This is a genomic window from Paenibacillus sp. MY03 (genome assembly GCF_002165585.1).
Classification (GTDB): domain Bacteria; phylum Bacillota; class Bacilli; order Paenibacillales; family Paenibacillaceae; genus Pristimantibacillus; species Pristimantibacillus agaridevorans.
Window position 1 is genome coordinate 590,687 of record NZ_MXQD01000004.1, and the last position, 24,377, is coordinate 615,063.

The window sequence follows — 24,377 nt, forward strand, 5'->3', positions numbered from 1 at the left end:
GAATCGCATTGGGAGGTATTAATAGGATGCTTGCAAATTCGAAAGTCATTGATGTCGACGTCCACAATCAATTAAAAAGTCACAGAGACTTGCTGCCCTATCTGCCCGAGCCATGGAAGTCGCGAATTGCCGCCAACGGCATCGGAATACCGGATCGCGGCTACCCGTCCCCCGTCGGTGTGCTCCGAAATGACTGCAGACCTCCGGGAGGCGGCCCGGCCGCGTCGGATCCGGACTTCCTCGTCCAAGATCTGATTAAACCGTACAACATCGAAATCGCAATTCTGACCGGCCATCTCGATGGCGTATCCGTCATGCATGACCCGGATCATGGAGCAGCCGTAGCTTCCGCTTACAACGACTACCTTGTCGCAGAATGGTTGCCGAAACACGAATCCTTCCGAGGCTGCATGGTTATCTCGACGCTGGATCCCGCGCTGGCCGTTAGGGAAATAAACCGCATGGCGGACCATCCGAGAATCGTCAGCATCATTATCGGCAGCGCGCAGCGGGCTCTGCTCGGCCAACGGCAGTTTCATCCTATCTACGAAGCCGCGGAGCGCCACGGTCTTCCAATCGCGATCCACCCCGGCGGCGAAGGCTCCGGGATCTCCTCGCCTCCGACGGCCTCGGGATATCCAACCCGGTACCTGGAATACCATACGATTCTATCCCAGAACTACATGGCGCATGTGACCAGCCTGGTTTGCGAAGGCGTGTTCGAGAAGTTTCCGAATTTAAAGTTCGTATGCCTGGAAGGCGGCATTGCCTGGCTGCCCCATCTCATGTGGCGACTGGACAAGAACTATAAGGGACTGCGCGCCTCCGTGCCTTGGCTAAAGCGGATGCCTAGCGAATATATTCGAAGCAACTGCATGTTTTCTACACAGCCGATTGAAGAACCCGACAATCCCAAGGAACTGCTTGCCATCTTCGATATGGTCGATGCCGAGAATATCCTGATGTTCTCCAGCGACTATCCGCACTGGGACAACGACGATCCTGGCGAAATATTGAAGCGCCTCAACCCCGAAGCGCGACGTAAAATCTTCTATGAAAACGCGAAAAAGCTGTACCGGTTGTAAGGCTTCCGGGAAACTAATCGATATAATGGAGGAATCGCCATGGCAGTACACTACGTAGCCCAAACAAACGAAATAGAGGACGGCCAGAGCAAGATCATCGAATTGGAGGGCCGATCGATCGGTTTATACCGGATTGGTCACGACTATTACGCACTGCATAACCGATGTCCTCATGAAGGCGCCGAACTCTGTAAAGGGCCGATCTGCGGAACGACGCTTCCCTCCGACGTATACGACTACCAGTTCGGTCGGGAAGGCGAGATTGTCCGTTGTCCCTGGCACGGCTGGGAGTTTGAGATCAAGACGGGCAAGTCGATCTTTAACGAAAGAGTCCGGACCCGCTCCTATAAAGTCCAGGTGGACAACGGCAAGATCGGAATTATCATCTAGTTGAATCATTATTATTGGCCTCTTTCTATGACCTAATTGTTGCACTTGATATGCAGCTAGCCTGCTGAATATCAGCAGGCTAGTGCGGTATTACCGTCAACCAGGAATGTTTAGAAATTTAAATACACAATTGCCGCTACTCCTACCCGTCCAGGCTGTGATCCGCAAGACCAAGCGGGAACGGCGCAGGACGCTGACAGGTACTTTTCATCGCATAATGAACACCTTGCTCGGAGGCGTCCAGAATGCCGAACATCGCTTCGAGCACATGATAAGCCATTTCGCCGCTCGTCCGGTGGTTGCGATCGCTCAGAATCGCTGCCGCCATGTCCGCTGCTCCGACTCCCCGCGCATTCTCGAACTTGCCATGCGTTAGCGGAATGTCGGACCAATCCCCCGCACTGGCGCGACGGATGCGCACAGGCCCGCCGAACGTGTTCGGATCCGGGACCAGCAGCGTGCCTTCGCTTCCGTACAATTCGATCCGGGGGAGCACGGAGCCTCCCCTTACATCGAAGCTTGTTACCAGTGTAGCAGCAGGACCGGACGCGAAATCGAGAACGCTTGTAATGTGGGTCGGTGTCTCCACCTTAATTCTCTTACCGAACTGCTCCTTGCTCGTAGCGATCCGCTCTGGGAACGAAATTTTTGCCGATCCTGTCACTCGGTTGATCGGGCCAAGCAGAGCCACAAGCGCCGTTAAGTAGTAAGGACCCATATCGAATAGAGGACCTCCGCCCGGCTGATAGAAGAAATCAGGGTTCGGGTGCCATCCTTCCGGTCCTCCACCCATCATAAACGCAGTCGCGCCGATCGGCGTTCCGATCCAACCGTCCTCTAGCAGCTTGATGCAAGTCTGGATACCGCCGCCCAGAAACGTATCCGGCGCACATCCGACCCGCAAGCCTCGGCTTCGGGCAACCTCAAGCACGCGCCGCCCCTCTTCGCGCGTCGTAGCCAGCGGCTTCTCCGAGTACACATGTTTGCCCGCCTCCAGAGCCTGCAGGGCTACCGCTGCATGAGCTTGCGGAACCGTCAGGTTAATGACCATCTGAATGTCCGGTTCTGCAAGCAACTCATCAACTGAACATCCCCGAACACCATGCGCCGCTGCCTTGGCAGCGGCGCGTTCCATATCCAAGTCCGCGCACGCCACAACTTCCATAGAGTCGAACCGCTTGCCGTTTTGGAAGTAGATCCCGCTTATATTTCCCGTTCCGACGATACCAACTTTCAACTTGTTCATCGCAATAACTTGCCTCCCTTTCATTGAGCGGATTATGCTTGACCGATCTTGTCCATCAGCTGGGATATGTTCTCATAGCTCCTCTTCACGCATCCCATCGGATCCGACTTGCAGAAGTCTTGCTCTACGACATACCACTCAACACCAGATGCTTCCCCCAGCGGACGATGGATTTGAAATCGATCGACCCCGTACCGACTTCCGCGTAGACTTGCTCTTCATCATCACTCATATCTTTCATATGCAAGATAGGCACCCTGCCGGCATACGGCTTCAGAAATTCGATTGGATCGTGCCCGCCATTCTTCAACCAGAAGACATCCAGTTCCGCTAGGATAAGGTTATCTGACGAATGTTCGATCAGATAAGACAGTCCGTCATGCCCGTCCACGATCGTATTAAATTCGAAGGAGTGATTATGGTAACTATTACGTAAACCATCGGTTTGCACACGATTGGCCAGCTCGTTAAACCAGTGCTTCATCGTCCGATATCCTTCCTGTTCTGATGACCGCCCCCTAATCCGGCGCATACGATGTCCGGCATGTCGAACATTTTCGCTTCCGAGATCAGGCGCTCCGGGTCTTTCAACATTTCGTCGCCGCCATAATGCAACCCCGACACGCGAAGCCCCGTCTCTGCCAGGACAAACTTCAACAACGCGGGATCGTATCCATGGAATCCGGCGAACTGCACGCCTCTGTAGCCGATGCTTGCCAACTCGCGCAGCACCTCCGGGAAAACCGCCGCGCACTCCTCGCGCAATGCGTATAGTTGTACCGAGATTTTCTTCCACATGCCTCGTTCCTCCTTATATAATCTTTCGCATTCAGCATAACGCTGCGCGGGACGAGGGGGAATAACTAATAAGACGAAGATTGACTTATTCTGCAAAATGTTATTAAGTTAGGAGGAAGTTGTTAATCTTGGGAGGAATGCATTATGGCTGAGGAGACGATCAAGCTTCAGGCCGAGAAAAAGATCAAGACGCCCGCATCACATGGACAACGGGCGTCTCCTGTAGATCTTGATTCCTACTATTTGTTATATTTCAAATATTCTTCTGTGTATTCCTTAATGATCTGCTCGCCGCCGCCTTTCGTCCAATCCTCGACAGCCTTATGCCATCCCGCTTCGTCTATTTCCCCAATGATGAATTTCGTCCTCGCATCGCCAATGATTTTGCCCAGTTCTGTGCCCTTCTCGATACCAGTATTCGAGATTAGCGATTGTGTGGGGTTCGGCACTGCGATTTCCAAATTGTCGAGTTGCACCTGCTTGGCTTTCAAGAAATTCGCCGGCATATTGCCTTCTTGAGCCTTGGCACCTTCATCAAAACGAATCATATCCAAATCGCTGAAATCCGCGGTAAACTTTGAGGCATCCGTGCGTTCAGGCTTGCCATCCTTCAGTTCGTAGTGAACGCCTTCGATTCCCCATACGAACAAATCCTGCATCTCCGGATCGGCCATCTTGTCCATAAAGCCAAGCACCTGCTTCAATCGCTCCTCCGTCTTGACGCTTGTTTTCGGGAAGACGAACAGTGTAGGCAACGTGCCCATTGTTGGAACTCGGGCTCCTTGCGGCCCTTCGATCCGGCTGATTACGTCGAGTTCGGCATCCGGAAACGCCTTCGCGAGATCTCCGAAGCGTACCGTCAGGTCATCCAATGCCGTCAAGACCATGCCGGCTTTCCCTTTATTCAGCAATTCAAACCCGTTGGTAAATACCGGGAAATCCTGATTAATGATATTATCATCATAAAACTGCTTATACAACTTCAACGTCTGCAAATAAGCTTCGGAGTAAAACTCCGGAATCATCTGTCCGTCCTTAAACTCCCAGCGATTCGCACCTCCATACCACGAATTAAACAAGCCGAAGCCGTTCACACCCGATGTCACGCCAAAAGCGAACGTATCGTCCTTACCGTTGTCATCCGGATCCTCTTTTGCAAAAGCGTACATCACCTCGATAAGTTCTTCAACCGTTTTCGGTTCTTGGAGTCCCAGACGATCTAGCCAATCTTTCCGGAAAATGACGCCGTCGCGAGCTTGCGGGAAGTATTTCCGAATGCCGTATATTTTACCGTCAATCAGCGTGTTAGCTTCCAGATCCGGCACCATCTCGTTTAAGTTCGGATAATCCTTCAAGTACGGTCCGATGTCCCAGAACATCCCGCTGCGAACCGCGTTAACGAAAGCCGCGTTATTGTTCGAGCCAGTGCGCGCCATGACAACTTCCGGCAAGTCCTGCCCGGCGATCGACGCGTTCAGCTTATCATTGTAAGCCGATGCAGGAACCCATACCACTTCCAAATCCGTATTCGTATGCTTTCGGATGTTGTCCATCGCTTCCGAATCCTGTTTTGGCGGTTCCGCATTAAAGTACGGCGTCATGAACTTGATCTTGACAAGATCAGGCTTCGTAGACTCTTCTCCTCCCTGCTCTCCCGGATCCGCCCCGTTATTGGAACAGGCCGCTCCTAAAAGCATCGTTCCTGCAAGAATAAGCCCCCCGAATTTCCTTTTCCACTTTGTTTCCCTTTGATGTGCCATGCCATTTCATCCCCCTTCATTTTATTTGATATGTGAACATTCAAATAATCGGATGCAGTCACCGCTCTATCCTTTAACAGAACCAAGTAAAGCGCCCTTGGCGAAGTGCTTCTGCAGGAAAGGATACACCAGCAAGATCGGCACAGTAGCCACAACGATCGTTGCCATCTTGACCGTTTCCCCCGGCGGCACAAAGCTCTCGCTCATTGCAGAAGAATCGCCGATTGCTCCTCCCGAGGATAGAATAACGATTTGGCGGAGCAGCACCTGAATCGGCCACTTCTCTGAATCGTTAATATACAGGATAGCCTGGAAAAAGGAGTTCCAGTGACCTACGGCGTAGAACAAGGCGAACGTAGCCACCGCCGGAAGAGACAGCGGGAGCACAATGCGAATCAGAATCATAAAGTCGTTGCAGCCGTCTATTTTAGCCGCTTCTTCCAATCCGTCAGGCAGCTGCTGGAAAAAGTTCCTCAAAATAATCAGATTAAAGGCACTGATCGCTCCGGGAATAAGCAATGACCAGTACGTACCAAGCATGCCTAACTCTTTTACTATTAGGAAGGTAGGGATCATCCCTCCGCTGAACAGCATCGTAAATATAATCATTAACATCAATTGCCGACGCCACTTCAGAGTGGGACGCGCCAGCGGATACGCCATCAATATCGTAAATACGAGATTGATCGCCGTTCCCGCTACGGTAATAAAGACCGTTACCCACAAACTGCGTACCAACGTCTGCGTCGAGAAAATGTATTGGTAAGCTTCAAGTGAAAATTTAGTTGGAAACAGGACGAATCCCTTCTGCAGCAACTCCTCCGACGAAGTAAACGAGGCGCTCACAATGTACAGAAACGGAATGAGTGTGAGTGCGGCAAACACGAACAGTCCAATATAGATCAGTACATCCAATATTCTGCTGGGCCAAGAACGATCGGGCAACTATCTCAACTCCTTCTCCACATGGATTAATAAACACCCTCTTCTCCAAACCTTCTCGCCAGATGATTGGCTGCTACGACCAGCAACAAACCGATGGCCGATTTAAACAAACCGATAGCCGTACTAAAGCTGAACTGCCCATTGAGTATACCCATGCTGTATACATAGGTGTCGAATACTTCGCCAACCTCGCGATTCGTCGCGTTCAACATCAGGTAGATTTGTTCGAATCCGGTATCGAGAAAATTGCCCAGACGCAATATAAACAAAATAATGATAACCGATCGAAGCGCCGGGAATGTAATATGCCACAATTGTCTGAAGCGGTTAGCCCCATCAATCCGCGCTGCCTCATAGAGTTGGGGATCGACTCCGGTCAGCGCAGCCAGAAAGATAATCGTCCCCCAACCGGTTTCCTTCCATATCACTTCCGAGGTCACGACTGTTCGAAACCATTGTTCACTGGCGAGTATATTGATTTTCTCCATCCCCATTGATTCAAACCACTCGTTAACTGCTCCTCCCTCAGTCGTAAACAGTACATACGCGATACCTACAATCGCCACCCAAGAGAAGAAGTGGGGAATATAAATAATGGTTTGCACGAATCTTTTGTACCAAGCCCGGCCAATCTCGTTCAGCATCAAGGCGATCACAATCGGCATCGGGAAGAAAAACACCAGATTGTAGAGGGCCAGTATGATCGTGTTTCTGAACAACTGACTAAAGGCGGGGTCGGAGAAGAAACGAATAAAATGTTTAAATCCAACCCACTCGCTCCCATTAAAACCAAGAAAGGGCTGATAGTTTTTGAAGGCAATCAGGACTCCCCACATGGGCAAATACTTAAATAATAAGAAGTAAATCACTCCCGGCAATAGCATGAAGTACAGATAGCGATCCCGCGACAATAGCCTCCATGTGCTGCCCTCCAGCTTGTTTTTCATCTCTGATGGACCTCCTTTCTTAACGTGATGTTAGTTATGCGCTTACAATCCCAAGTGTAGATCCGAGGCCAATAACTGTCTATAATCTCCCGGGAACCACCTGCCGCCAGATTGCCGAATAATCATTAGGGCACTATAATCATTAAAGCTGCTCCATCTCTGATTGAACGGGACGGAGCAGCTTTTATTGAGTTGGAACTATAAGGGGAGCATGTTAAGTCGGGCCCTGATGTATCGATTCAGCTGCTTTTCGGAACTGCCCAGGCGTTATTCCTTCCATCTTGCGGAATTGGCGGATGAAATTTTGCGAATTCCGATACCGAAGCTTATCGGCGATTTCGGCAATCGTCATCTCGCTCTCGGCGAGCCATAACTTGGCCATCTTCATTCGGTAGGACAACAGGTATTCGCTGAAGTTCGTACCTGTTTCTTTGCTAAATACCCGCTTGATATAGTTCGGATGGTAGTTCAGCTCATCGGCGCATACTTCCAATGTCAGATCGGTATCGTAGCTTTGGTGGATCATCTCGACCATCGTGTCAGAAATTTGACTGTAATGCGCTTCTCGCTGTCCTTCAATGCGCTGGATCAATGACAAAATAACAATTTCCCACAACCACCGTTTAATCTCCTCCATTGAATACAGTTCAAACAGACGGTTAAAGGAAACCGCGCCTTCTCTCCCGTCATCGCGCATCACTTCGAGCGGCTCCCCTACCCCCTCGGCCAACTTCACTATATCCATTAACAATCGGACAAATAACATCTGGTATTCTCGCGGATTAAGAGCTTGCTGTCGGACTTCCTCGATAAATCGGTCCAAAAAATGGTCCGCTTCCTTCAGGTTGGCTGTCCGAATGGCATCACCAAGTTCGCTTGCCGAAACAATCGGATAGATCGGATGCGATCCGGCACCGGGGGCGGCTTCATCGATGTTCACGATCAGTTCCCGCCCGAGCCGAATCCGGAATTTCAGCGCTTCGGTCGCTTCTTCGTAGGCCTGTGAAGTTTGAAACAATTTCCGGTAGGGTCTACTTATGCCGATACTTACCGGTAATTGCAGCACTCTCTTGATCGTCGTCTGAATCATCTCGGCCCACTCGTAGACGTTATCGCGAAACGCTTCTTCCTCTTCTTCAATTGCAGATAACGCGGTCGCCTGCACCGAACCGAACGGGACGGCAAACAGGCGCCGATCCGGGGAGATCAATTCGTTGACGATATTGTCCACCGCAAAGATCAAAATGTCGAGGTCCTCTCGACGGTAACGCGTCTCGTCCAGCGAATCCGGCTGAACGACAATCAGACAAAGCCGCAGCCGATCATCGCGAATCCATTGATACTGGCTGGTCCGTTCTGCCGCCTCCGCCTCATTAACGGTTCCTTGCAGCAATTTAAAAATAAAAAGGTGCTGCAACTGGTCAATCTGACTTTTAATTTTACCGTTCATCTCCGAATTGGAGACGATCAAACTTTCGATTCTGTCTGCAATATGTTGAAATTCGCTAGACCGGTGATCTGAGCTATGATCGTCTCCCATCGCTGAATTGTACAATTGGCGAACCGGCGAATAAATTCGCTTTGAACCGAATATCGCAATCGCAGCCATTACCCCGAATATGCCGAAACAAATGGCGAACGTAAGCCAACCGATGCTTCGCGCATCCTTGACGACTTCTTTCGGAGATACCAGATATAAATATGTCCAACCGTTATATTCTGACTTCCGGTACAACACATGGAGTGCGTTTCCGGATTCATCTGTGGCTTGGAAGAAACCGTCTGTTGCTTGCTGCTTCTTTAAATCCGCCCAATAGGGCATCTGCTTCAGGCTGGCCCCAATTCGGGTCGAATCCCGGTTTGCAATGACATTATCCTGCCCGTCCACGATCAACATCTGTCCCAGCTTGTCGGCTGGGAGCAGTTCCAGATTGTTGATGTAATAATTCGGGATTTGAATAACGAGCAATCCTGTAGGCACGGTCGAGACCAGTGGGAACTTTTTGACCAGATTGATGTAATGGTTATTATCGGTCGTTTCGAACAACCAGAACGAATTCCCATCAAACTTCAAAAAATCCATGTATTTATCAAGGGTTTCCATTTCATCAAAGGCATGCAGTCCACTGCTGTCAATAATCCATTGTTTGCCGAAGTTGACTAGCTCCACCTTCGTCACGTCCAACCCATGAGTTCTCATTCCGAAGTGGCTGCTCATCATTTCCCGCACCTTCCCGAAGTCGTTTACGCCCAGACTTTGAGTCATCGCTTCTTTGACGAGCACCGTACTCAAATACTGCATCGCAAGATTGTCGAGCGCCATCAACTCCTGCTCAACTCTACGGTGAGCCTGCTCTAAGGTGTGTCTGTTAGCCGATTGAACTTTGTCCAGAACCACCGTTGAAGCCTTGTAGTAAGAGAACAAACCGAGCGAAACGACCGGCAGCGCTCCCAGAATGAGACTGTACAATACAATCATGCGGAAATATCGCGAAAATAATAACTGCAATGTCATTCCCCCTAAAGATAGATTCATTTCTACGGAAATGACGGATTTCCTCTTCTGTCATAAAAACGCTTACTGCCCCTGTGCCTATTGTTGCATCAATGTGACAAATTGACAATAGAGTTGACACTCTGCCATTGTTCGTCCTCTCAGTCCCTGCGTATAATGAGAGCAACTAAACGAAGGAGGGGACACATCATGTCTGTAGACAAACGTTCCATCATTGATGTCGATATTCATCACAATACGCCAAATGTGCAAGCCATCTTTCCTTACTTGTCCCAAGTATATCGCGATCAGATTAGCGAGTGGGGGTTATTACTTCCGAGTTATCCGTTCATGAATGGAGGTAAATGGGGGAGACGCGTAGATGCAGATCCGCCCGAGGGCGGGTCCCCAGGCTCTTCTCTGGAGCACTTGCGGCGGCATCATCTGGATCCGTTTAACGTGGATTACGCGATTTTGACAGGAGAATTCTATACGGCGGGCACGATCGCGGATGTCCACTACGCCTCAGCTCTATGTTCCGCTTACAATGACTATACCCGCGATCATTGGTTGGACAAGGACGATCGATTGAGAGGTTCGATCAACATTCCGAAGCAGCATGCGCAGATGTCTGCGCAAGAAATCAGGAGACTGGGCAACGACAAACGTTTCGTTCAGGTACTCGTTCCCGGAGGCGCGGAGAAACCTTATGGTAATCCCTTCTATGATCCGATCTTTGAAGCTTGCGTCGAACACGGTCTCGTATTTACGATTCATATCGGCAATGAGGGCCAAGGAATCAACCCGTCTCCTACCGGCGCCGGCTATGTAAGCTACTATATCGAATCTCGCGCCGCACGTACTCAGACAATGATGGCCCATATAGCGAGTTTCATCTTCAACGGCGTATTCGAGAAGTTCCCGACCTTAAAAGTCGTCATGCAGGAATCCGGCGTCATGTGGATCGCTCCGTATTTGTGGAAGCTGGATCAGGATTGGAAAGGTCTTCGTTATCAGACGCCATGGGTGGTGAAATCGCCAAGCGAATATTTCCGTTCCAATATGTACGTCTCCTCTCAGCCGATCGAGATAACGCCTGATCCGGCGATGTTCAAGCCGATGCTCGATGCGATCTGGGCGGACGAGAAGCTGCTCTTTGCCAGCGATTATCCGCACTGGGATTTCGATTCGCCTCGCCTTGCGTTCCCTAAGCTCGACCCGGCTTATCGTCAGCGGATCTTCTATGACAATGCTGCAGAACTGTATAAGCTGCCTCCAAGGCTTTAATCAACTTTAGGCGGATCCGGCGAATCAGAAGGAGCATATGAGCCCGCTATACGCCATTTGCCAGGTGGCATGCCGTAATATTTGCTGAAGGAGTGCGTGAAGGAGTAAGCGTCCGTGTAACCCAAGGTCAAGGCAACTTCTTCTATAGACAGATCGGTTGCTCTAAGCAACTCCGCGGCTTTCTCCATCCGCAGCTTCTGCATATATTTCATGGGGGAAAGGCCCTTTCGCTCAGTAAAAACTTTGGAGAAATACCCTCGGTGGATAGAGATATAATCGGCAACGTCCTGGACCGTGATTCTCTCCATATAATGGGTGTTCATATAATCGATGCTTCTGGGCAGCCATACATCCTGCCGCGCTGGCTTGGCAGTCGGATTCGGCTGAATCAATAAGCTGAATACCCGGTAAAGCAAGGAAATCACTTCGACTTGCCTTCTTGCATCCTGCGACTGATAGGCATGAATCTGCCCAAGCACGTTTTCCAATTCCGCATTCATGATCTGCCGCCCATAAGTCGACTCCACTGTGAATGCGCTTAACCGCATCAATTGACCGGCTTGGGGACCATCGAAGGATATCCAGGCCATCTGCAGCCGGGTTGCGTTCTCCGGTCTCAGGTATTGATATACAACGCCCGGAAACATAGCGAATACATCGCCTTTTGTAAGCACGATTCGCTTATCGGAATAATACAGCTCGACATGACCGTCCATGACGAAATGCAGATTGTAGTATTCGATTACCCGAGGTCCGATCCTATAATTGGCTTCGCCCCATGTTATACCGGCTTTTAGCGGCCACAGTCCACCGCTTCTGTCGAACGAATCTGGCTGATAAAAGTGTTGTTTATTCTTTTCCATGACAGCAGTATAGCATGTACGCCTGTAAAAATAAATTAAGTGGTAGGTGGATCGTTATGAAACTTCACTTTATAGGGTTAAAATCGGACTTTCAAGAAAATGAACGCAAATTAGTAGATGTTAACGGTAAAAGCGTAGGTGTTTTCCGCCTGGATGGTGAGCTGTATGCCGTACTGAATTACTGTCCGCATCAAGGTGCTCCTCTATGCCAGGGACATGTACGGCCATGGGTGAACGCCCCGGCGCCCGGGGAATTCGGCTATGACCGGGATGGTGAGATTTTGCGATGCCCATGGCATCAGTGGGAATTCGACATCAAGACCGGATGCATGGTCGTAGACGGTAAAGTTCGAACCAGGACGTACGAAGTAACGGTAGAAACATTCGACGTAACGGAGGAAGACGGCAAGGTTTACGTGAAGGCGTGATTCGTATGTTCATCCCACTACAAGGAGCTGCTGAGCAACCCGGACATATCCCGATTGGAGCCCGGCGATTTGCAGATGGCCCATGCACGGGGATACCGACGAGGACTTGTATCCGTTTTATTACGGACTGCGCACTATGTGTCAGCTGTCGCAAACGGAGAATGCGGCGAGCGCATGGGGGCTCGCGAACGCATTCTCTTTCCCCCTATACCGCTTGCCCACGTCGCTGAATCGTCGGGGTTTTGTGAACTACAACTATTTCCACCGTATATTCCGGCTAAATTCGGTATGTCACCCAGTGAATACCGTAGGGGTTCCTATGATAATTAACTTAGATTCTAAGGATCATGCAATTGACGGTATTGTCATTGTTGCTTGGATTGTACTTACCCACACGGAATTATCGATTTATTGACTAAGAAGGACACAACCAAACAGAGGTGTATAATCTACCGTTACATCCCCGTATTGCTCTATTTCTTTTCCAGTCCATTCGGTTGATTTGATAAAAAAAATAAAGCCGGCTATAAAACCGGCTTTATCGCACTCTCTCATATCAAGGCACTGCGCAAATGGGTTAATCTCCTGTCATATGCTCTTCATCCGATTCCGTCTCCTAGTCTCTCGTGAGCCCACTGAAAGTTATTGCTCAAGCGACCGCGTAAATCATTAATATATACAGCGTGCTCTTGGTAATAATAGCAAAAAGAGTTTTCAGTCTTACCTCCTCATATCTTCAGCTTCAGTGTCAAATTTTCCGCTTATTTACATAATATAATGCGATAGATGCGTTTCCATATTCTGTCCCCAAAAAAACAAAAACTAATGTCCTTGATGTTCGCCACATGCAGCACAAGGCTCCTTAATAAGCCCCTTATTTTTAGAACCAATCGGAGCAGGTATATCGTCGTTAGATACATGTTTAATGTCAGGACGAACCTTTATATTAATTTCCTCGCGGCCCATTCGATAGGTAGAAAAACCACATTTCAAACCATCGCTGACCGGACCATTCTCATCCACTGTTGAACGTTCATCCACCCCAGACCGATGATCGGTCTGGAACTCGAAAAGCAAAACCCAAAGGCGTCGCCCTAGAAGAGCTCAGCGAATATCCTTTTAACGCTATTTAAATTTCAGTCAATTATAACATCGATTCCTTCACCTTGACTTCTATAGCCTAGCCTCATCATTCTAGTCAGTACTAGGGCATGCTTAATTCCTTTAATATTTCCTTTCAAAAGATCATCAGACGGATCATTTTTCATCTCCATTTCTAGTTCAGCCAACTCCCCTTCAAGACAGTTAATGAGATCATTGGTCTCAGAAGTACATTGAGCCAGAGTATTTATAAACTTAGTACTATTTGAAATAGCCTTTTCTTGGATAGTTGGAATTTTCGTTTCTAAAAAGCTCTTTATAGTCCCAAGATAATCACGAATCGCGGAGTCATTTGGAAGCTTTTTCATATGTCGAGCCAATATATCGATTAAAATAGACACTTTCTTTGTATCATTTAACAAAGTCATATTTTCACTTCCAAGCTGTTTGATTTCGCTTTTTGAATCATTGACTCTACGGATTGATTAGAACTTCATCAATGTTGTGAAGCGGGCGTATTAACATATCAAGGCAACTTCTTCCTTGCCGATCATGCTCTTCATGTGCCAATTTTAGGGATAAGTAAAGCCCAACAACATCACTTATACAACTCGGATACTGAAGCCCGTTGGCCTCTAATCTTCGTTTAACCTCTGATTCTCTATTGTTCATTATGTTATCTTCATTATTTTCTCTTTTTGTTGACTTACAATCCTCACGGAAACTAATGAACGTATTCGGTCTGACCTTTTGTTCCAAAAATAATTCTGTTTCTTCCCTGCTAAATTCCTTTGCTACGCAGTCGCTAAAGTAGGGCAATAGTGTAATATTCGGCATAGGAAGCCACCTCCCCCAACCATTCTCATGAAACTGATTAGGAAATGCACATTGCCCGACAGGTATTAATTCAAGTTGAGCAAGAACTCTTACTGTAGCCTTGCCATTTGTAAAAAAATTAATTGCTTCATTTTGAAAAGAAAACATGGCCATCTCCCGTTCGTAAAATATAAGGTAAAATGTCGAGCGGCTTTTCATTTGAAATTTTAAATTCCGAAACAGTACTATCTTTACTTACCATCTTATTAAAGCTTATGCCCAAAACCCAGTATTCTTCTTCGGAAGTAGTTGAACTTCTTTCAAATTCATAATTAAGCCAGTTAAAGTGATTCTGAAGATCCGTATATTCTTCTAAATTTATAGTTATTAATCTTAACTCGCCTTCAATAAATTTAGCTTTTAGAATTTTCCGACTCTCTTGTTGCTCTACCAACAAGTACTGACTCTCATTGTGGAATAGGATTTTCCGGAAATAAACGGCTGTCCACTCTTGTAATTTGTTAGTAAGTATGAGCGTTTCTACACTTATAATTTTAGGAATCATTGTACCCCCCTAAATAGTATGAAGCATTAATCAGTAGTTTCAGTATACTTCATTTGATGTTTTGAGTTCAAATAAACATTAATAAAAAGAACTTTTAATGATCTGCAATGTATTGATAACGATAGTCTACACTTCTACATATAGGAAGAGGTGTATGACCGCATGCATATTCTCAAAACGGTTGGCGAGCACATACGACATTACCGAACCCTCAGGGGCTGGACCCAAGAGCAGTTAGCCGAAGCGTTGGACTCCCAAGGAACATATATTGGCCGTGTCGAACGGGGCGAACAAAACGTTCAATTATCAACTCTTGAAAAAATCGCCGATGCCCTAAATATCAGTGTTGACGACCTGTTCAACCAGAATGCATTTGAACATCTGCAGAAAGATGAATGGATTTGGAAAGTAGTCATGATGCTTAAAGAGAAAGACCCACAAGATCAGGAAAGAGCATTTCGTGTCTTACAAGAAATGTTCAGACCTTAACTACACAAAAACCGCCTATCCACAATTGAGTACGAACACTCGTGGAAATAGGCGGTTTTTCTTTTCTATACGCTAAACTATTTAAGGCTTGGTTCCTGTTATGACCTCAGAGATAATATAGTTTTGTACATTAGCACCAGCACCCAATCTTCTAAAAATGTCTTCGAATCATCCTTCGGCTCTACAATTACATCCGTAAATCTGCTTTGGGTTAACATGGCTTTTACTTCATCAACGGAGAAAGCCCTGGAAATACATCCCGAATACATCACATCTAGGTCATTTTTGATTTCTGGAGGAAACTCAGCGGTCATGACACTATCCGAAATCGCCAAACGGCCGCCGCAACGAAGAACCTGAATACTTCGTGAAATACTTGCTGCTTGACCGGAGATAGATTGATCATAAAATTTGAAATAATTACATCTACCGTTTGATTAGAAGCAGGCAAATATTCAATTTCCCCTGAACAGAAATCGGTGTTCGTAAACCCGCCTTTGTTGGCATTAGCAAGGGCGCGGTTTACGATTTCTGGCGTCATGTCTACACCAATCACATGACCGGCTTCACCAACTTGGTGCGAAGCCAAGAAACAGTCGAAACCTCCACCTCTGCCAAGGTCAATTACAACATTGCCGAAAACGTAAAATTGAAAATGAACTTAATGAAGATATCAGCTTTACCGGTACTCCTTATCTATGAAGACTTCGCATGATTGATAGCGGTCTCGATGTAGGCTCTCAAAGTCTTGATGAACGTGCGCATGGCGTATCCGACATATCTATCGCTGCGGTAGATCAGACAAATGTCCTGAGAAGGCGTAGGATTTCTCAGGTGCACGATTTTGATGTCTGCATTGTGAAGATTATCTAGTAGAAGTCGCGGCAGAACACAGGCGCCAACTCCGCTTTGTACCATCTGGAGGAGAGACGATAACGTCGTCGTCACCATATGCGGCTCCACTGTAAACCCTTTGTCCATGCAAAAGCGGTCGATCAACTTGCGGCATTGATGGTCGGGCGGAAACATGACCATCTTCAAGGCATGCAGCCTGTTCAAGGGAATGAAGTTCTCCGCGGCAAGGGGATCATTCCTGCGTACCGCCAATGAAAATTCCTCATGAAACAGGGGGATTGACGTGAGACGTTCATCGATAACCGGCCCAATGGTTACGCCGACATCGATGCTTCGGTCCAAAACTTGTTCTGTAACTTTCATGGTTTCCAGAAGGGACAGCGAGATGGTGGGATAAGATTGATGGAAGTCCAATAGCAAGGCATTAAACATGAGATCCGCGTCACCGGGCAAGACGCCGACGGATAGTGATCCGCCTTGCATCTGCTTCAGGTCAGCAATGGCATCGCTCGCTTGCTCCAGATGCCCGAACACGGCAGCACCATGTTCACGAAGAATCGCTCCAGCTTCTGTAAGGACAATTGTTTTCCCCACTCGATCGAACAACAGAACTCCTAATTCTTCTTCCAATCTCCTTATCTGTTGGCTGATGTTGGGTGCACTGACTCCCATTTTTTCAGCTGCTCTTGTGAAGTGAAGCTCTTCGCAAATGACCATAAAATATTGTAGTTGTTTTAACTCCATAACTCACACCTGCTTTCAATAGAATTGCTGAATGTCTGTAACATGATTATTGTTACTCCTCCTTCCTTATCCTGTCAATGAATAATCGTTAACTTATACTTAACGTTCCGGTAACGCCCACTGCATTGATGAGGAGTTCCTTAAGACCTATACTGGGAACATATCAAGCGGTTCTTCTAACAAAGGAGGAAAATAACATGTCTGTAATGATTATCAACACGGCAAAGATTGTACGTCAAGTGGTGCTGCAGCAGGTGCAGGCTATCCCCGAGGAACTGTTCAACGTTCAAGCTGCAGGGTTTAACAATACAATCCGTTGGAATGTCGGCCATATCATTTATTGGATGGAATAGTATTCTACCCTAAGCTTCGGCTCCCCGTCTGCCATACCGGACTCGTATGGTACGCTGTTTAACTCCGGGACCAAGCCCTCGGACTGGACGTTTGCTCCTCCATCTCAGAAAGAGCTGATCGAGATGTTAACGGCGAAGCTTTCCCGACTGTCTGAGCTGACACCTGAAATATTGGGTGAGAAACCTTCAACTCCGTATGCCATGGGACCGTTCCAATTCAACACCGCCGGCGAGTTGTTCAACTTCGCTCTCATTCACGAAGCCATTCACCTTGGAACGATATCGAGCCAGCTTAAGGTTCTGTCGCGCTAACCAACGTTTGAAAAGTAGTGACAAACGACGAAGGAGGACTCAATATTTTGAGCGCCTACTAAACTGTAATGAGGAGGAATCTTTCTTGAAAAAATCCGTAGGCTCAGTTACATCCCGAACTAGCGAAGGGTTTGATGCTTTTAGGCAAGCTTTAGAAACAGGGCATACAGAAGATTTTCTTAAGAAGGTCACTGAAGATTTCCATTTCTTCGTTCCGCTCCCGCTAGAAGGATGGAATCACGAGCAGCAAGGCAAAGAGCGGTTCGAGGAATTGATCAGGTTCGAACGCTCCATATTTCAGATGCAGCTGACTCCGCTCATCGCGCTTGAGAATGAGGACAACTGGTTGGTAGTATTTTCAGCGGAAGGTTCGTTGAATGGGCGGCATTTTCGCAATGAGCTTACAATCGTCTTCAAGTTCGAGGCAGAGCGGATCCGCTCCTTCCGAGAATATGTTGGTATGCCGTTAAAAAACTACGAGAATCCATAATTATCGGATCTCAAGAATATGTACCGAATCCAACCTGCGTAAATCGTAGGTTGGATTCGGTATATATTCTTGACAAAAACTAATGGCAGAAACGTTGATGGCGAAGAGATTAAACTTGATGCACCCGTTAAGGTTATAGATGAGTGAATCATAATGCAGCTCCGCTTAATTAGTGAAACTTTCGGCGATCACTGAGAGAAATTTGTAGTGATATTGAAAAAGGAGCAATCGTCCTACCAATTTTCCAAACATATATCCGGTGGCAGTTGGAAAAGTCAATCGCACTCTTGAATTTTCAACTTAGGGGGTTTGCAGCTGTATCACCTATATCTATAAACCGGATTCGTCAAATAAGTTTATGAGCTATTATTACGTTATAAAAAATTGCGTATGATCTGACTGAGGAGCAATAACTTGAGTGGTTTAAGGTTCTTAACTTAGCGGGAACAATAGTGACTGGTATTCAAGTGGAACTCACGGAAATGCTAGTAAAGGGAGTGGACTTTACATGAGCTTAATTAATTGAGTACAAAGGATTAATGTGAATTGCACAAAAGAAATAATTTATTCTAATGAATGAAGCTTTCACTCTTTACAAACTGGTTGGCTGTGCGATTGAGCAGTTTATATCATATTGTTCAACTAACGAAGAACGATAGCGCAATAAACAAGGAGCATATCACGCGGTGCTGCTCCTAGTTTTTATTACGCTAACCACATAACCTCAAACTTGCCCATGCCTACCCCATCACGCGACAAGTGATCGGAAGTGAAGTTGACCATGGCAAATAAGCCTCGAGCGCCTCTGGATTTAGTGCATCCGGAAGCTGCGGAAGCTGCTCGAACAGGTACTTTAAATATTGAAACGGAAGAAGGCCGTTTTCCTTCGCCGTCTCGATGACGCTGTAGATCGCCGCACTAGCCTTCGCGCCGCGAAGCATGTTCGCAAATAACCAGTCCTTTCTCCCGATTACGAATGGCTTGATCGAGCGTTCACTTCGGTTGTTGTCGATCTCGAGTCGGCCATCCTTCAGAAATGCGGTCAATTTCTCCCACTGATTCAGGCTGTAAGTTATCGCTTGTCCAACAAGACTCTTCGGCAGTGTTTGAAAGCGCTGTTGCTTAAGCCACACCGAATAATTAAAAGCTTGAGCTTGTCGCATGTCCGGTTACAGAATACGAACAAGCCAGAAGTGAACAGATTCAGACCAAAGCTTTCCTGGACGATGGCGGCAAGTCCGTCGATTGACTTGCACAGATCGGTAGTGCCACAGGCTAGGAACACACGCTGATTGCTAGGAAAGGTCAGCATGATGAAGTAAGCGCGTGAATGACTTCGCGCAGAAGCTTTTGGTCAAAGCCTAATTGAAGCTCAATACTAGCTTCACCGATATGAAGGATTAGAGATGAATTAGGGAAATCTCCACCAGGCAGATCTACTGTTGCAAGAGGTACAAAGTGCACGGGAGAAATCTTTGGATCTGGAGCAGCTGAGAATGAACCACGCTTAAATTTGCACAGCCAATATTTCAATTGTTCGACAGAGCATTCATTTGCGTTGCACCAACTTTTCATTGTAAGGCCACTTGCCCGATAGGCTGCGATACGTGCCTTCCAATCTTGTCTGCGTTGTTCTTTGGCATTCATGAGATACCCTCCGCATTCAGGTTAATCTCATGGTCTCATAGCTAGCTTAGTAATTGAAGGTGTGAAGAATTTGACGCTTACATATAATTAGTATATAGGTCACTTCTGAAGGTTTTACTGCCCATATCCCAACAACAAATATCATGAGTTGGATTACACGTATTTACCGCATCAAACAGGTAGTGCAGCAAGCCGTAGATTGCGTTTGTAGGCGTTGCATCTTCGACTCGCCTAGAACTATACGATTGCGCAAAATAAGCTCTAAATAGCAGTGCCTTCCCGTCTACAATTAGAATCTTATTTTCATTTATATATTGATCTACCTCCGTTATCTAATTTCTCTTTCTTGTGAATCATAGAACACTTAGTTACTTGTTCAATATCTGAATCGTTGATGGTTGATATTTCAAACTTAATTATTCTTTAATACCCAGATTTCGCTTCCACTCGAAAATCATTAGGTGGGCACGAAATCTATGAAGTAGTTTCCCATTGTTAAAACACTCTTCAAATCGTAGATTTTTGGTTAATTTTAATACTTCCCCGCATGCGGTACATTTATAGTTGCCCGTTAACAGAATATAATCTTTTCCCATAAATTTATTTGATATTGCTGTCTTACGAAATAATACATGAATCAATATTATAAGTATTGCCAATGGGAACATAACTGAGATAATTATAGATAGTCCCGTCCATACGTACAATATGCTATTTATAATGCCTCTGCTTATTGCATTTGAAGAATTAAGAAAAGAGGATATTAAAAAAACATCCCCAAAAATTATGGTACTCCATAATGTCGTTTTAAGAATCCGACTTTCAATCCATGCCTTTATAGGTAGAGAATATTGTCGTTTGTAAATAATAACCGCATCATGCAATTCTTAATATTCGTTCTTTAATTCTACTATTATTTTTTCTTTTAGAAAACGATATTCATCTTTCTCCCTATCAGTTAGAAATTCTAGTCTGCTTTCAAGTGTAATAATTTCTCAAAAATCCTCAATACGAGAAAATGAAAGTAAATGACCCTCTTTTTGAATAATTTCTACAATCTCTTCATTTATCAAAAGTTTTTCTTTAGATTTTTTTTGGAGCAACATAAACTGTGGAGAATATACCTTAAGCAATTTATCCCTTAAGAGTGTCTCATAATGTACTTTTTCTTCTTTTTGCTTTTGAATTAATTAGTGATGTTTGAATTATGCCTCTGGTCACAACCGCTGCTACTATAACAGGACTTATGTTTTCACTCATCGTGCCCTCACTTCGCTCAGCTATTAATATTATTTAACATCAAACTAAAACTCCTAAAAATGACCCTATTTCATACCACACTAGGTTACATACCCGATCCATTGGTGGTATTGGACTCTCCATTTTGTGGCAGGGTTATCCGCTCCGTCAGCCATCTGGTATGCCACCTATTCCGGGGTTTGCCATCGCATCCTACGCAAATATCCTCACGGACGACGAACTTTGCTTCAGCTATGCACTTCCGCACCTCTCGGTGTGCTGGAGACTTTCACTCCTTAGTCTGCCCGTTGCCAATCGCAGCTGCAAAAACCAGCTGATGATTGCTCACAAGCTGGTTTTCCATATTCTTATAACGTTTTTCAGCGCTCTCCCTGACCAATCTCTATTCTTCGTAATGAAGCCTGAACTAACGCCAATCCAGTACAACTCCCAAGCAACATTGAGACTTGTCCAAAATCATTTCCCAGGCTTCCCTTACCTTCTCAGCAGGAAAACGGTGAGTAATTAACGATTCCGTCTGAAGATGGCCGGCAACAATTTCGTCAAATGTCGCCTTCATTCTTGATTGAGTCCGGCCATTGGGCATATGAAGCGTAATTTCCTTTTCCACCAACAGCCTCAGATCTAGCATATAATTGTGTCCGATAAATCCGGTGTTAACCCAATGGCTGTCGCGGCGCATGCGCGGCAACAGTTCAGAGATCAGTTGCACCGATCCGACCGTATCGACGACAGCGTGAAGTTCATCCTGATCAATGGCTTGCGTCAGCTCCGCTTTTTGCGAGAGCAGCAGTTTGTTCACACGTTGCGGCAGCCGTTCAAGCTTTGATGAATGTCTTCCGGCTACCGTTACTTCCGCTCCCCTCTGTAACAGCGACTGCGCTGTCCAATGGGCAACTAGCCCATCGCCGATTACAAGAACTCGGTCTCCCGTATTGATCGGCACTCTCGACGCCGAATTGTATCCAACCTGTGCAACCACAAGCGGACTGTAGCGAACCGGGGGATGTTGCACGGGCAGCCGAAAAACCATGTTCGCCTGGACAACCGCAACGCTCACATGACCGGCCCAACCGCTCCCCAGCCCCTGCACCGCGCTATAAGAAACAAACACAGGATCACCGATTCGAAAATTGCGAACAGCCGAACCGATACTTCGTACCACACCGACCTTCTGATAGCCGGGAACGATCGGGTAATGTTGAATCCGTTCGCCGAATAAAATCGATTTTTCCGTTCCGATACTAATCCATGAATGCAGCACATCCACTGCAATCTCATCCTCTTTAGGCTCAGGCACCTGAACCTCGCGAAAGGCGATTGTTCGTTCCGCCTCATAGACGACAGCCATAGCTTTCATTGCGGTTCTCCTCTCCACTTGTTCTCATCCAAAGTCCTCTTTTACGGGTAAAAACACCTAAACCGCTTCCTGACGCTCCAAAGCCGTTACCGCCCGATCATGCTCTGCAAACTTGCCGCGAAGCCTGCAAGCATACAGTATTCAAGCCTTTGTTCATCAATTCAACAATTTGCTGCTTGATTACCACAAGCGGCACCCGCACTTGTAAAATTCCAGCTTGAACTATTGTCGGATGATCAATCAACGCCTGCAGTGCCTGGGCGGCACCGACACACTCATAGCCGAAATCCACCTTGTGTTTGGCCAGTTCGTCCGGATGCATGACCTCTCCCAGATTCAGCTCTTTGGCAAAATACCGACGGGATTGCTGAATGTCCACGCCAATCAACTGGGCCGCGCCCATCAGCTTCGCAGCCTGCATAGCCAGCAATCCCGCCGATCCAAGTCCGCAAATCGCGATGCGATTACCGCACAGGTCGCCGAACTGCTCTATCCTGAACAGCACGCATTTCAGCAATTCAAATGAGGCTGCTTGCAAAAAGCTGATCGAATCCGGTAATTTGAGCAAATCCGCCTCGGCATAACATTGAAATTGAGCATATGCGCCTTGCCTGAAATGATGTACCAGCGATGCCACTCTGTCCCCACTCGCAACTCATTGACGTTTTTTCCAACAGCCTCCACGTAACCCGACGCTTCGTGTCCCGGCTGCCCGGGCGGCAAGGGATAGGGCGGTGGCTGTAGCAAATCCTTCATATGCCGGCTCTTCATCATATTGATCCTAATGAGGACAAGTCGCGACCGTTTCAATCCGGACAAGCACCTCGTCATCCTGTGGTTCAGGTCGTTCTATATCAACTATGGACCACTCTTGAATAGGGACTAGCTGGTGTCGGGTATCGTCAAAATAAGCGCCTTCGATCATACCGACCAACGTATTACTCCAGACAAACTGAATGCGATTGCTTCCTCGCCTGACGATCGAAGCCGGGCGCCTCCATTGATATGGAGCCCATGCGCATGTTCCAAGCGAACGGTCGTTAACTATCAACTCCACACATTCATGGAACGGCTGAAACGAATCGGGCAAACACCAGCGCACGACAGCCACAGGCAAACGCTCAGTCAAAATCTTGCTGCGGGTAAAAATTCACTTTGATCGCCTCTTGGGACTCTAGCAATTCGACCGCATCACGGTATCGGGTAAATGGAATATGATGCGTCTGAATGCAAGTCGTATCGAGACCTTTCTCCATAGCCTCCAAGATCCATGTTTTAATTTGTGAAACCGGTATTCGAGGTCGATAAAACTCCAGTTTGAACGCCTTTCTTCGCAAGTGTTCACCAAATATGGTTTCGCCTCGCAACACACCGAAAATGACGACATGTCGAATTGTCGGGTGTTCAATCAAGCTTTGCAGCGCAGCCGCCGAGCCCACGCATTCGTAACCGAGCTGAATAGTGTGATCCGTGAGCTCGCTTGGATGCATCACCTCACCTATGTTTAAACTTCGGACATAAGCCAGCCGTTGATCATTGATATCCGTACCGATGACACGTGTCGCGCCCCAAATTTTGGCGATTTGCATAGCCAATATCCCTGCAGGACCAAGACCGCATATTGCGATCGTACTGCCTTTCAGTTCATCAAGTTGCTCGAGCCCGAACATCACGCATTTTAGCAGCTCAAACGAGGTCGCCTGTTTATACGAAACGGAGTCAGGCAGCTTGATGAGATCGGCGGCTTCGAAGCATTGATACTGTGCGTATGCGCCTTGACGGTTTTGGTCGTGAACTAAGGAAGCCACGCGATCGCCAATCCGCAAGTTTTCTACACTTTTGCCAATAGAGCATACGACGCCCGCTGCCTCATGCCCCGGCTGTCCAGGGAGCAAAGGATATTGGGGAACCCGACTCGTATCGATCATATCGCGTCCTCTCATCATGTTGATGTCCCAGCGTGGGCAGGTTGACGCTATTTCGATTTTTACGAGCACTTCTGTATCTTGTGGAATCGGCTCATCCATATCGATAATCGAATAATTGGCGATCCCATTTATTTGCAATGCTTTCATCCAAACCATTCCTCCGTTCGTCTGATTGTTTTGTCCCGTTTTTGTCGAAAGCCGTAAGAAGCTCTTG

General features: G+C 47.1%; 26 protein-coding genes and 3 pseudogenes. 7 read left to right on the top strand and 22 right to left on the bottom strand.

Annotated elements, in window-relative coordinates:
- The first annotated feature begins 26 nt into the window (after window positions 1–26).
- Both B1748_RS05000 and B1748_RS05005 read left to right on the top strand, forming a co-directional pair.
- On the top strand, window positions 27–1,085 hold the full coding sequence (locus tag B1748_RS05000; protein WP_087566746.1) for an amidohydrolase family protein: 1,059 nt from the start codon (window positions 27–29) through the stop codon (window positions 1,083–1,085).
- 39 nt (window positions 1,086–1,124) lie between these two features.
- The gene (locus B1748_RS05005; RefSeq protein WP_087566747.1) at window positions 1,125–1,475 is read left to right on the top strand and encodes a Rieske (2Fe-2S) protein; all 351 of its coding nucleotides are present in this window, start codon (window positions 1,125–1,127) and stop codon (window positions 1,473–1,475) included.
- Between the two features lie 142 nt (window positions 1,476–1,617).
- On the opposite strand, the gene B1748_RS05010 is transcribed toward B1748_RS05005, so the two are convergent.
- From B1748_RS05010 to B1748_RS05040, 7 genes are all read right to left on the bottom strand, one after another.
- Entirely contained in the window at window positions 1,618–2,721 is a 1,104-nt protein-coding gene (locus B1748_RS05010) for a Gfo/Idh/MocA family protein (RefSeq protein ID WP_087566748.1), read from the bottom strand.
- A gap of 124 nt (window positions 2,722–2,845) precedes the next feature.
- Window positions 2,846–3,205, bottom strand: a complete 360-nt coding sequence (locus tag B1748_RS05015; protein WP_373271250.1) for a sugar phosphate isomerase/epimerase family protein — start codon at window positions 3,203–3,205, stop codon at window positions 2,846–2,848.
- Window positions 3,202–3,519, bottom strand: a complete 318-nt coding sequence (locus B1748_RS05020) for a hypothetical protein (RefSeq protein ID WP_087566750.1) — start codon at window positions 3,517–3,519, stop codon at window positions 3,202–3,204. Before B1748_RS05020 ends, B1748_RS05015 begins: the two co-directional genes overlap by 4 nt.
- A gap of 239 nt (window positions 3,520–3,758) precedes the next feature.
- Window positions 3,759–5,279: an extracellular solute-binding protein gene (locus tag B1748_RS05025; RefSeq protein ID WP_087566751.1), complete on the bottom strand. Its 1,521-nt coding sequence runs from the start codon at window positions 5,277–5,279 to the stop codon at window positions 3,759–3,761.
- A 66-nt stretch (window positions 5,280–5,345) separates the two neighbouring features.
- Entirely contained in the window at window positions 5,346–6,224 is an 879-nt protein-coding gene (locus B1748_RS05030; protein ID WP_087566752.1) for a carbohydrate ABC transporter permease, read from the bottom strand.
- Between the two features lie 26 nt (window positions 6,225–6,250).
- Window positions 6,251–7,171 (bottom strand): ABC transporter permease, encoded by a 921-nt coding sequence (locus B1748_RS05035; RefSeq protein ID WP_256975530.1) that lies wholly within the window; start codon window positions 7,169–7,171, stop codon window positions 6,251–6,253.
- Window positions 7,172–7,385: 214 nt separating this feature from the next.
- The gene (locus B1748_RS05040; RefSeq protein ID WP_179215392.1) at window positions 7,386–9,680 is read right to left on the bottom strand and encodes a helix-turn-helix domain-containing protein; all 2,295 of its coding nucleotides are present in this window, start codon (window positions 9,678–9,680) and stop codon (window positions 7,386–7,388) included.
- A gap of 195 nt (window positions 9,681–9,875) precedes the next feature.
- Between B1748_RS05040 and B1748_RS05045 the strand changes: the two genes are divergently transcribed.
- On the top strand, window positions 9,876–10,952 hold the full coding sequence (locus B1748_RS05045) for an amidohydrolase family protein (RefSeq protein ID WP_179215393.1): 1,077 nt from the start codon (window positions 9,876–9,878) through the stop codon (window positions 10,950–10,952).
- Here B1748_RS05045 and B1748_RS05050 read toward each other — a convergent pair.
- The gene (locus B1748_RS05050) at window positions 10,949–11,815 is read right to left on the bottom strand and encodes an AraC family transcriptional regulator (RefSeq protein ID WP_087566755.1); all 867 of its coding nucleotides are present in this window, start codon (window positions 11,813–11,815) and stop codon (window positions 10,949–10,951) included. The two genes, B1748_RS05045 and B1748_RS05050, sit on opposite strands and share 4 nt — an antisense overlap.
- Window positions 11,816–11,871: 56 nt before the next feature.
- Between B1748_RS05050 and B1748_RS05055 the strand changes: the two genes are divergently transcribed.
- On the top strand, window positions 11,872–12,243 hold the full coding sequence (locus B1748_RS05055; protein ID WP_087566756.1) for a Rieske (2Fe-2S) protein: 372 nt from the start codon (window positions 11,872–11,874) through the stop codon (window positions 12,241–12,243).
- Between the two features lie 822 nt (window positions 12,244–13,065).
- Here the strand turns inward: B1748_RS05055 and B1748_RS36310 are convergent.
- From B1748_RS36310 to B1748_RS05075, 4 genes are all read right to left on the bottom strand, one after another.
- The gene (locus B1748_RS36310) at window positions 13,066–13,266 is read right to left on the bottom strand and encodes a hypothetical protein (protein WP_143810244.1); all 201 of its coding nucleotides are present in this window, start codon (window positions 13,264–13,266) and stop codon (window positions 13,066–13,068) included.
- A 113-nt stretch (window positions 13,267–13,379) separates the two neighbouring features.
- Window positions 13,380–13,772 carry a hypothetical protein gene (locus tag B1748_RS05065; RefSeq protein ID WP_087566758.1) on the bottom strand — a complete coding sequence of 131 codons (393 nt, stop codon included), beginning with the start codon at window positions 13,770–13,772 and terminating at the stop codon, window positions 13,380–13,382.
- A 46-nt stretch (window positions 13,773–13,818) separates the two neighbouring features.
- Window positions 13,819–14,328: a DUF6042 family protein gene (locus B1748_RS05070; protein WP_143810245.1), complete on the bottom strand. Its 510-nt coding sequence runs from the start codon at window positions 14,326–14,328 to the stop codon at window positions 13,819–13,821.
- Complete coding sequence (locus B1748_RS05075; RefSeq protein WP_087566760.1) at window positions 14,309–14,725, bottom strand: hypothetical protein; 417 nt, start codon at window positions 14,723–14,725, stop codon at window positions 14,309–14,311. Before B1748_RS05075 ends, B1748_RS05070 begins: the two co-directional genes overlap by 20 nt.
- A gap of 162 nt (window positions 14,726–14,887) precedes the next feature.
- On the opposite strand from B1748_RS05075, the gene B1748_RS05080 reads away from it, so the two are divergent.
- Window positions 14,888–15,214 carry a helix-turn-helix domain-containing protein gene (locus tag B1748_RS05080; RefSeq protein ID WP_087566761.1) on the top strand — a complete coding sequence of 109 codons (327 nt, stop codon included), beginning with the start codon at window positions 14,888–14,890 and terminating at the stop codon, window positions 15,212–15,214.
- Between the two features lie 81 nt (window positions 15,215–15,295).
- Here B1748_RS05080 and B1748_RS05085 read toward each other — a convergent pair.
- Window positions 15,296–15,851 (bottom strand): annotated as a pseudogene (locus B1748_RS05085) (methyltransferase domain-containing protein); the annotation flags it as partial.
- Window positions 15,852–15,910: 59 nt separating this feature from the next.
- Entirely contained in the window at window positions 15,911–16,813 is a 903-nt protein-coding gene (locus B1748_RS05090) for a LysR family transcriptional regulator (RefSeq protein ID WP_087566762.1), read from the bottom strand.
- Window positions 16,814–17,010: 197 nt separating this feature from the next.
- Between B1748_RS05090 and B1748_RS05095 the strand changes: the two are divergent.
- Window positions 17,011–17,478, top strand: a pseudogene (locus B1748_RS05095) (DinB family protein).
- A gap of 85 nt (window positions 17,479–17,563) precedes the next feature.
- Entirely contained in the window at window positions 17,564–17,968 is a 405-nt protein-coding gene (locus B1748_RS05100) for a nuclear transport factor 2 family protein (RefSeq protein WP_087566763.1), read from the top strand.
- A gap of 740 nt (window positions 17,969–18,708) precedes the next feature.
- Here B1748_RS05100 and B1748_RS05105 read toward each other — a convergent pair.
- The 8 genes and pseudogenes from B1748_RS05105 to B1748_RS05135 form a co-directional block, all read right to left on the bottom strand.
- Window positions 18,709–19,107, bottom strand: a pseudogene (locus B1748_RS05105) (IS66 family transposase); the annotation flags it as partial.
- Window positions 19,041–19,280 carry an IS66 family insertion sequence element accessory protein TnpB gene (gene tnpB, locus B1748_RS37910; protein ID WP_087566764.1) on the bottom strand — a complete coding sequence of 80 codons (240 nt, stop codon included), beginning with the start codon at window positions 19,278–19,280 and terminating at the stop codon, window positions 19,041–19,043. The gene tnpB and the pseudogene B1748_RS05105, both read right to left, overlap by 67 nt.
- The gene (tnpA, locus tag B1748_RS05115; RefSeq protein WP_087566765.1) at window positions 19,274–19,615 is read right to left on the bottom strand and encodes an IS66 family insertion sequence element accessory protein TnpA; all 342 of its coding nucleotides are present in this window, start codon (window positions 19,613–19,615) and stop codon (window positions 19,274–19,276) included. Before tnpA ends, tnpB begins: the two co-directional genes overlap by 7 nt.
- 77 nt (window positions 19,616–19,692) lie before the next feature.
- Window positions 19,693–19,947: a PIN domain-containing protein gene (locus B1748_RS05120; RefSeq protein ID WP_087566766.1), complete on the bottom strand. Its 255-nt coding sequence runs from the start codon at window positions 19,945–19,947 to the stop codon at window positions 19,693–19,695.
- Window positions 19,948–21,281: 1,334 nt separating this feature from the next.
- A complete protein-coding gene (locus tag B1748_RS05125) occupies window positions 21,282–22,235 on the bottom strand; it encodes an alcohol dehydrogenase catalytic domain-containing protein (RefSeq protein ID WP_087566767.1) in 954 nt (317 codons plus the stop codon).
- Between the two features lie 97 nt (window positions 22,236–22,332).
- Window positions 22,333–22,863, bottom strand: coding sequence for a zinc-binding dehydrogenase (locus B1748_RS36725; protein ID WP_373271258.1), 531 nt, complete (start codon window positions 22,861–22,863; stop codon window positions 22,333–22,335).
- Window positions 22,746–23,066, bottom strand: a complete 321-nt coding sequence (locus tag B1748_RS37915) for an alcohol dehydrogenase catalytic domain-containing protein (protein ID WP_373271251.1) — start codon at window positions 23,064–23,066, stop codon at window positions 22,746–22,748. The genes B1748_RS36725 and B1748_RS37915 overlap by 118 nt, the downstream gene beginning before the upstream one ends.
- Before the next feature lie 290 nt (window positions 23,067–23,356).
- On the bottom strand, window positions 23,357–24,310 hold the full coding sequence (locus B1748_RS05135) for a zinc-dependent alcohol dehydrogenase (protein ID WP_179215395.1): 954 nt from the start codon (window positions 24,308–24,310) through the stop codon (window positions 23,357–23,359).
- Window positions 24,311–24,377 lie beyond the last annotated feature (67 nt).

Excerpts from the sequence above, each read along its gene's own strand:
- B1748_RS05000 (WP_087566746.1), top strand. The coding sequence starts at position 27 with ATGCTTGCAAATTCGAAAGTCATTGATGTCGACGTCCACAATCAATTA.
- B1748_RS05005 (WP_087566747.1), top strand. The coding sequence starts at position 1,125 with ATGGCAGTACACTACGTAGCCCAAACAAACGAAATAGAGGACGGCCAG.
- B1748_RS05010 (WP_087566748.1), bottom strand. The coding sequence starts at position 2,721 with ATGAACAAGTTGAAAGTTGGTATCGTCGGAACGGGAAATATAAGCGGG.
- B1748_RS05015 (WP_373271250.1), bottom strand. The coding sequence starts at position 3,205 with ATGAAGCACTGGTTTAACGAGCTGGCCAATCGTGTGCAAACCGATGGT.
- B1748_RS05020 (WP_087566750.1), bottom strand. The coding sequence starts at position 3,519 with ATGTGGAAGAAAATCTCGGTACAACTATACGCATTGCGCGAGGAGTGC.
- B1748_RS05025 (WP_087566751.1), bottom strand. The coding sequence starts at position 5,279 with ATGGCACATCAAAGGGAAACAAAGTGGAAAAGGAAATTCGGGGGGCTT.
- B1748_RS05035 (WP_256975530.1), bottom strand. The coding sequence starts at position 7,171 with ATGAAAAACAAGCTGGAGGGCAGCACATGGAGGCTATTGTCGCGGGAT.
- B1748_RS05045 (WP_179215393.1), top strand. The coding sequence starts at position 9,876 with ATGTCTGTAGACAAACGTTCCATCATTGATGTCGATATTCATCACAAT.
- B1748_RS05050 (WP_087566755.1), bottom strand. The coding sequence starts at position 11,815 with ATGGAAAAGAATAAACAACACTTTTATCAGCCAGATTCGTTCGACAGA.
- B1748_RS05055 (WP_087566756.1), top strand. The coding sequence starts at position 11,872 with ATGAAACTTCACTTTATAGGGTTAAAATCGGACTTTCAAGAAAATGAA.
- B1748_RS05065 (WP_087566758.1), bottom strand. The coding sequence starts at position 13,772 with ATGACTTTGTTAAATGATACAAAGAAAGTGTCTATTTTAATCGATATA.
- B1748_RS05070 (WP_143810245.1), bottom strand. The coding sequence starts at position 14,328 with ATGTTTTCTTTTCAAAATGAAGCAATTAATTTTTTTACAAATGGCAAG.
- B1748_RS05075 (WP_087566760.1), bottom strand. The coding sequence starts at position 14,725 with ATGATTCCTAAAATTATAAGTGTAGAAACGCTCATACTTACTAACAAA.
- B1748_RS05080 (WP_087566761.1), top strand. The coding sequence starts at position 14,888 with ATGCATATTCTCAAAACGGTTGGCGAGCACATACGACATTACCGAACC.
- B1748_RS05090 (WP_087566762.1), bottom strand. The coding sequence starts at position 16,813 with ATGGAGTTAAAACAACTACAATATTTTATGGTCATTTGCGAAGAGCTT.
- tnpB (WP_087566764.1), bottom strand. The coding sequence starts at position 19,280 with ATGCTGACCTTTCCTAGCAATCAGCGTGTGTTCCTAGCCTGTGGCACT.
- tnpA (WP_087566765.1), bottom strand. The coding sequence starts at position 19,615 with ATGAATGCCAAAGAACAACGCAGACAAGATTGGAAGGCACGTATCGCA.
- B1748_RS05125 (WP_087566767.1), bottom strand. The coding sequence starts at position 22,235 with ATGAAAGCTATGGCTGTCGTCTATGAGGCGGAACGAACAATCGCCTTT.
- B1748_RS37915 (WP_373271251.1), bottom strand. The coding sequence starts at position 23,066 with ATGACGAGGTGCTTGTCCGGATTGAAACGGTCGCGACTTGTCCTCATT.
- B1748_RS05135 (WP_179215395.1), bottom strand. The coding sequence starts at position 24,310 with ATGAAAGCATTGCAAATAAATGGGATCGCCAATTATTCGATTATCGAT.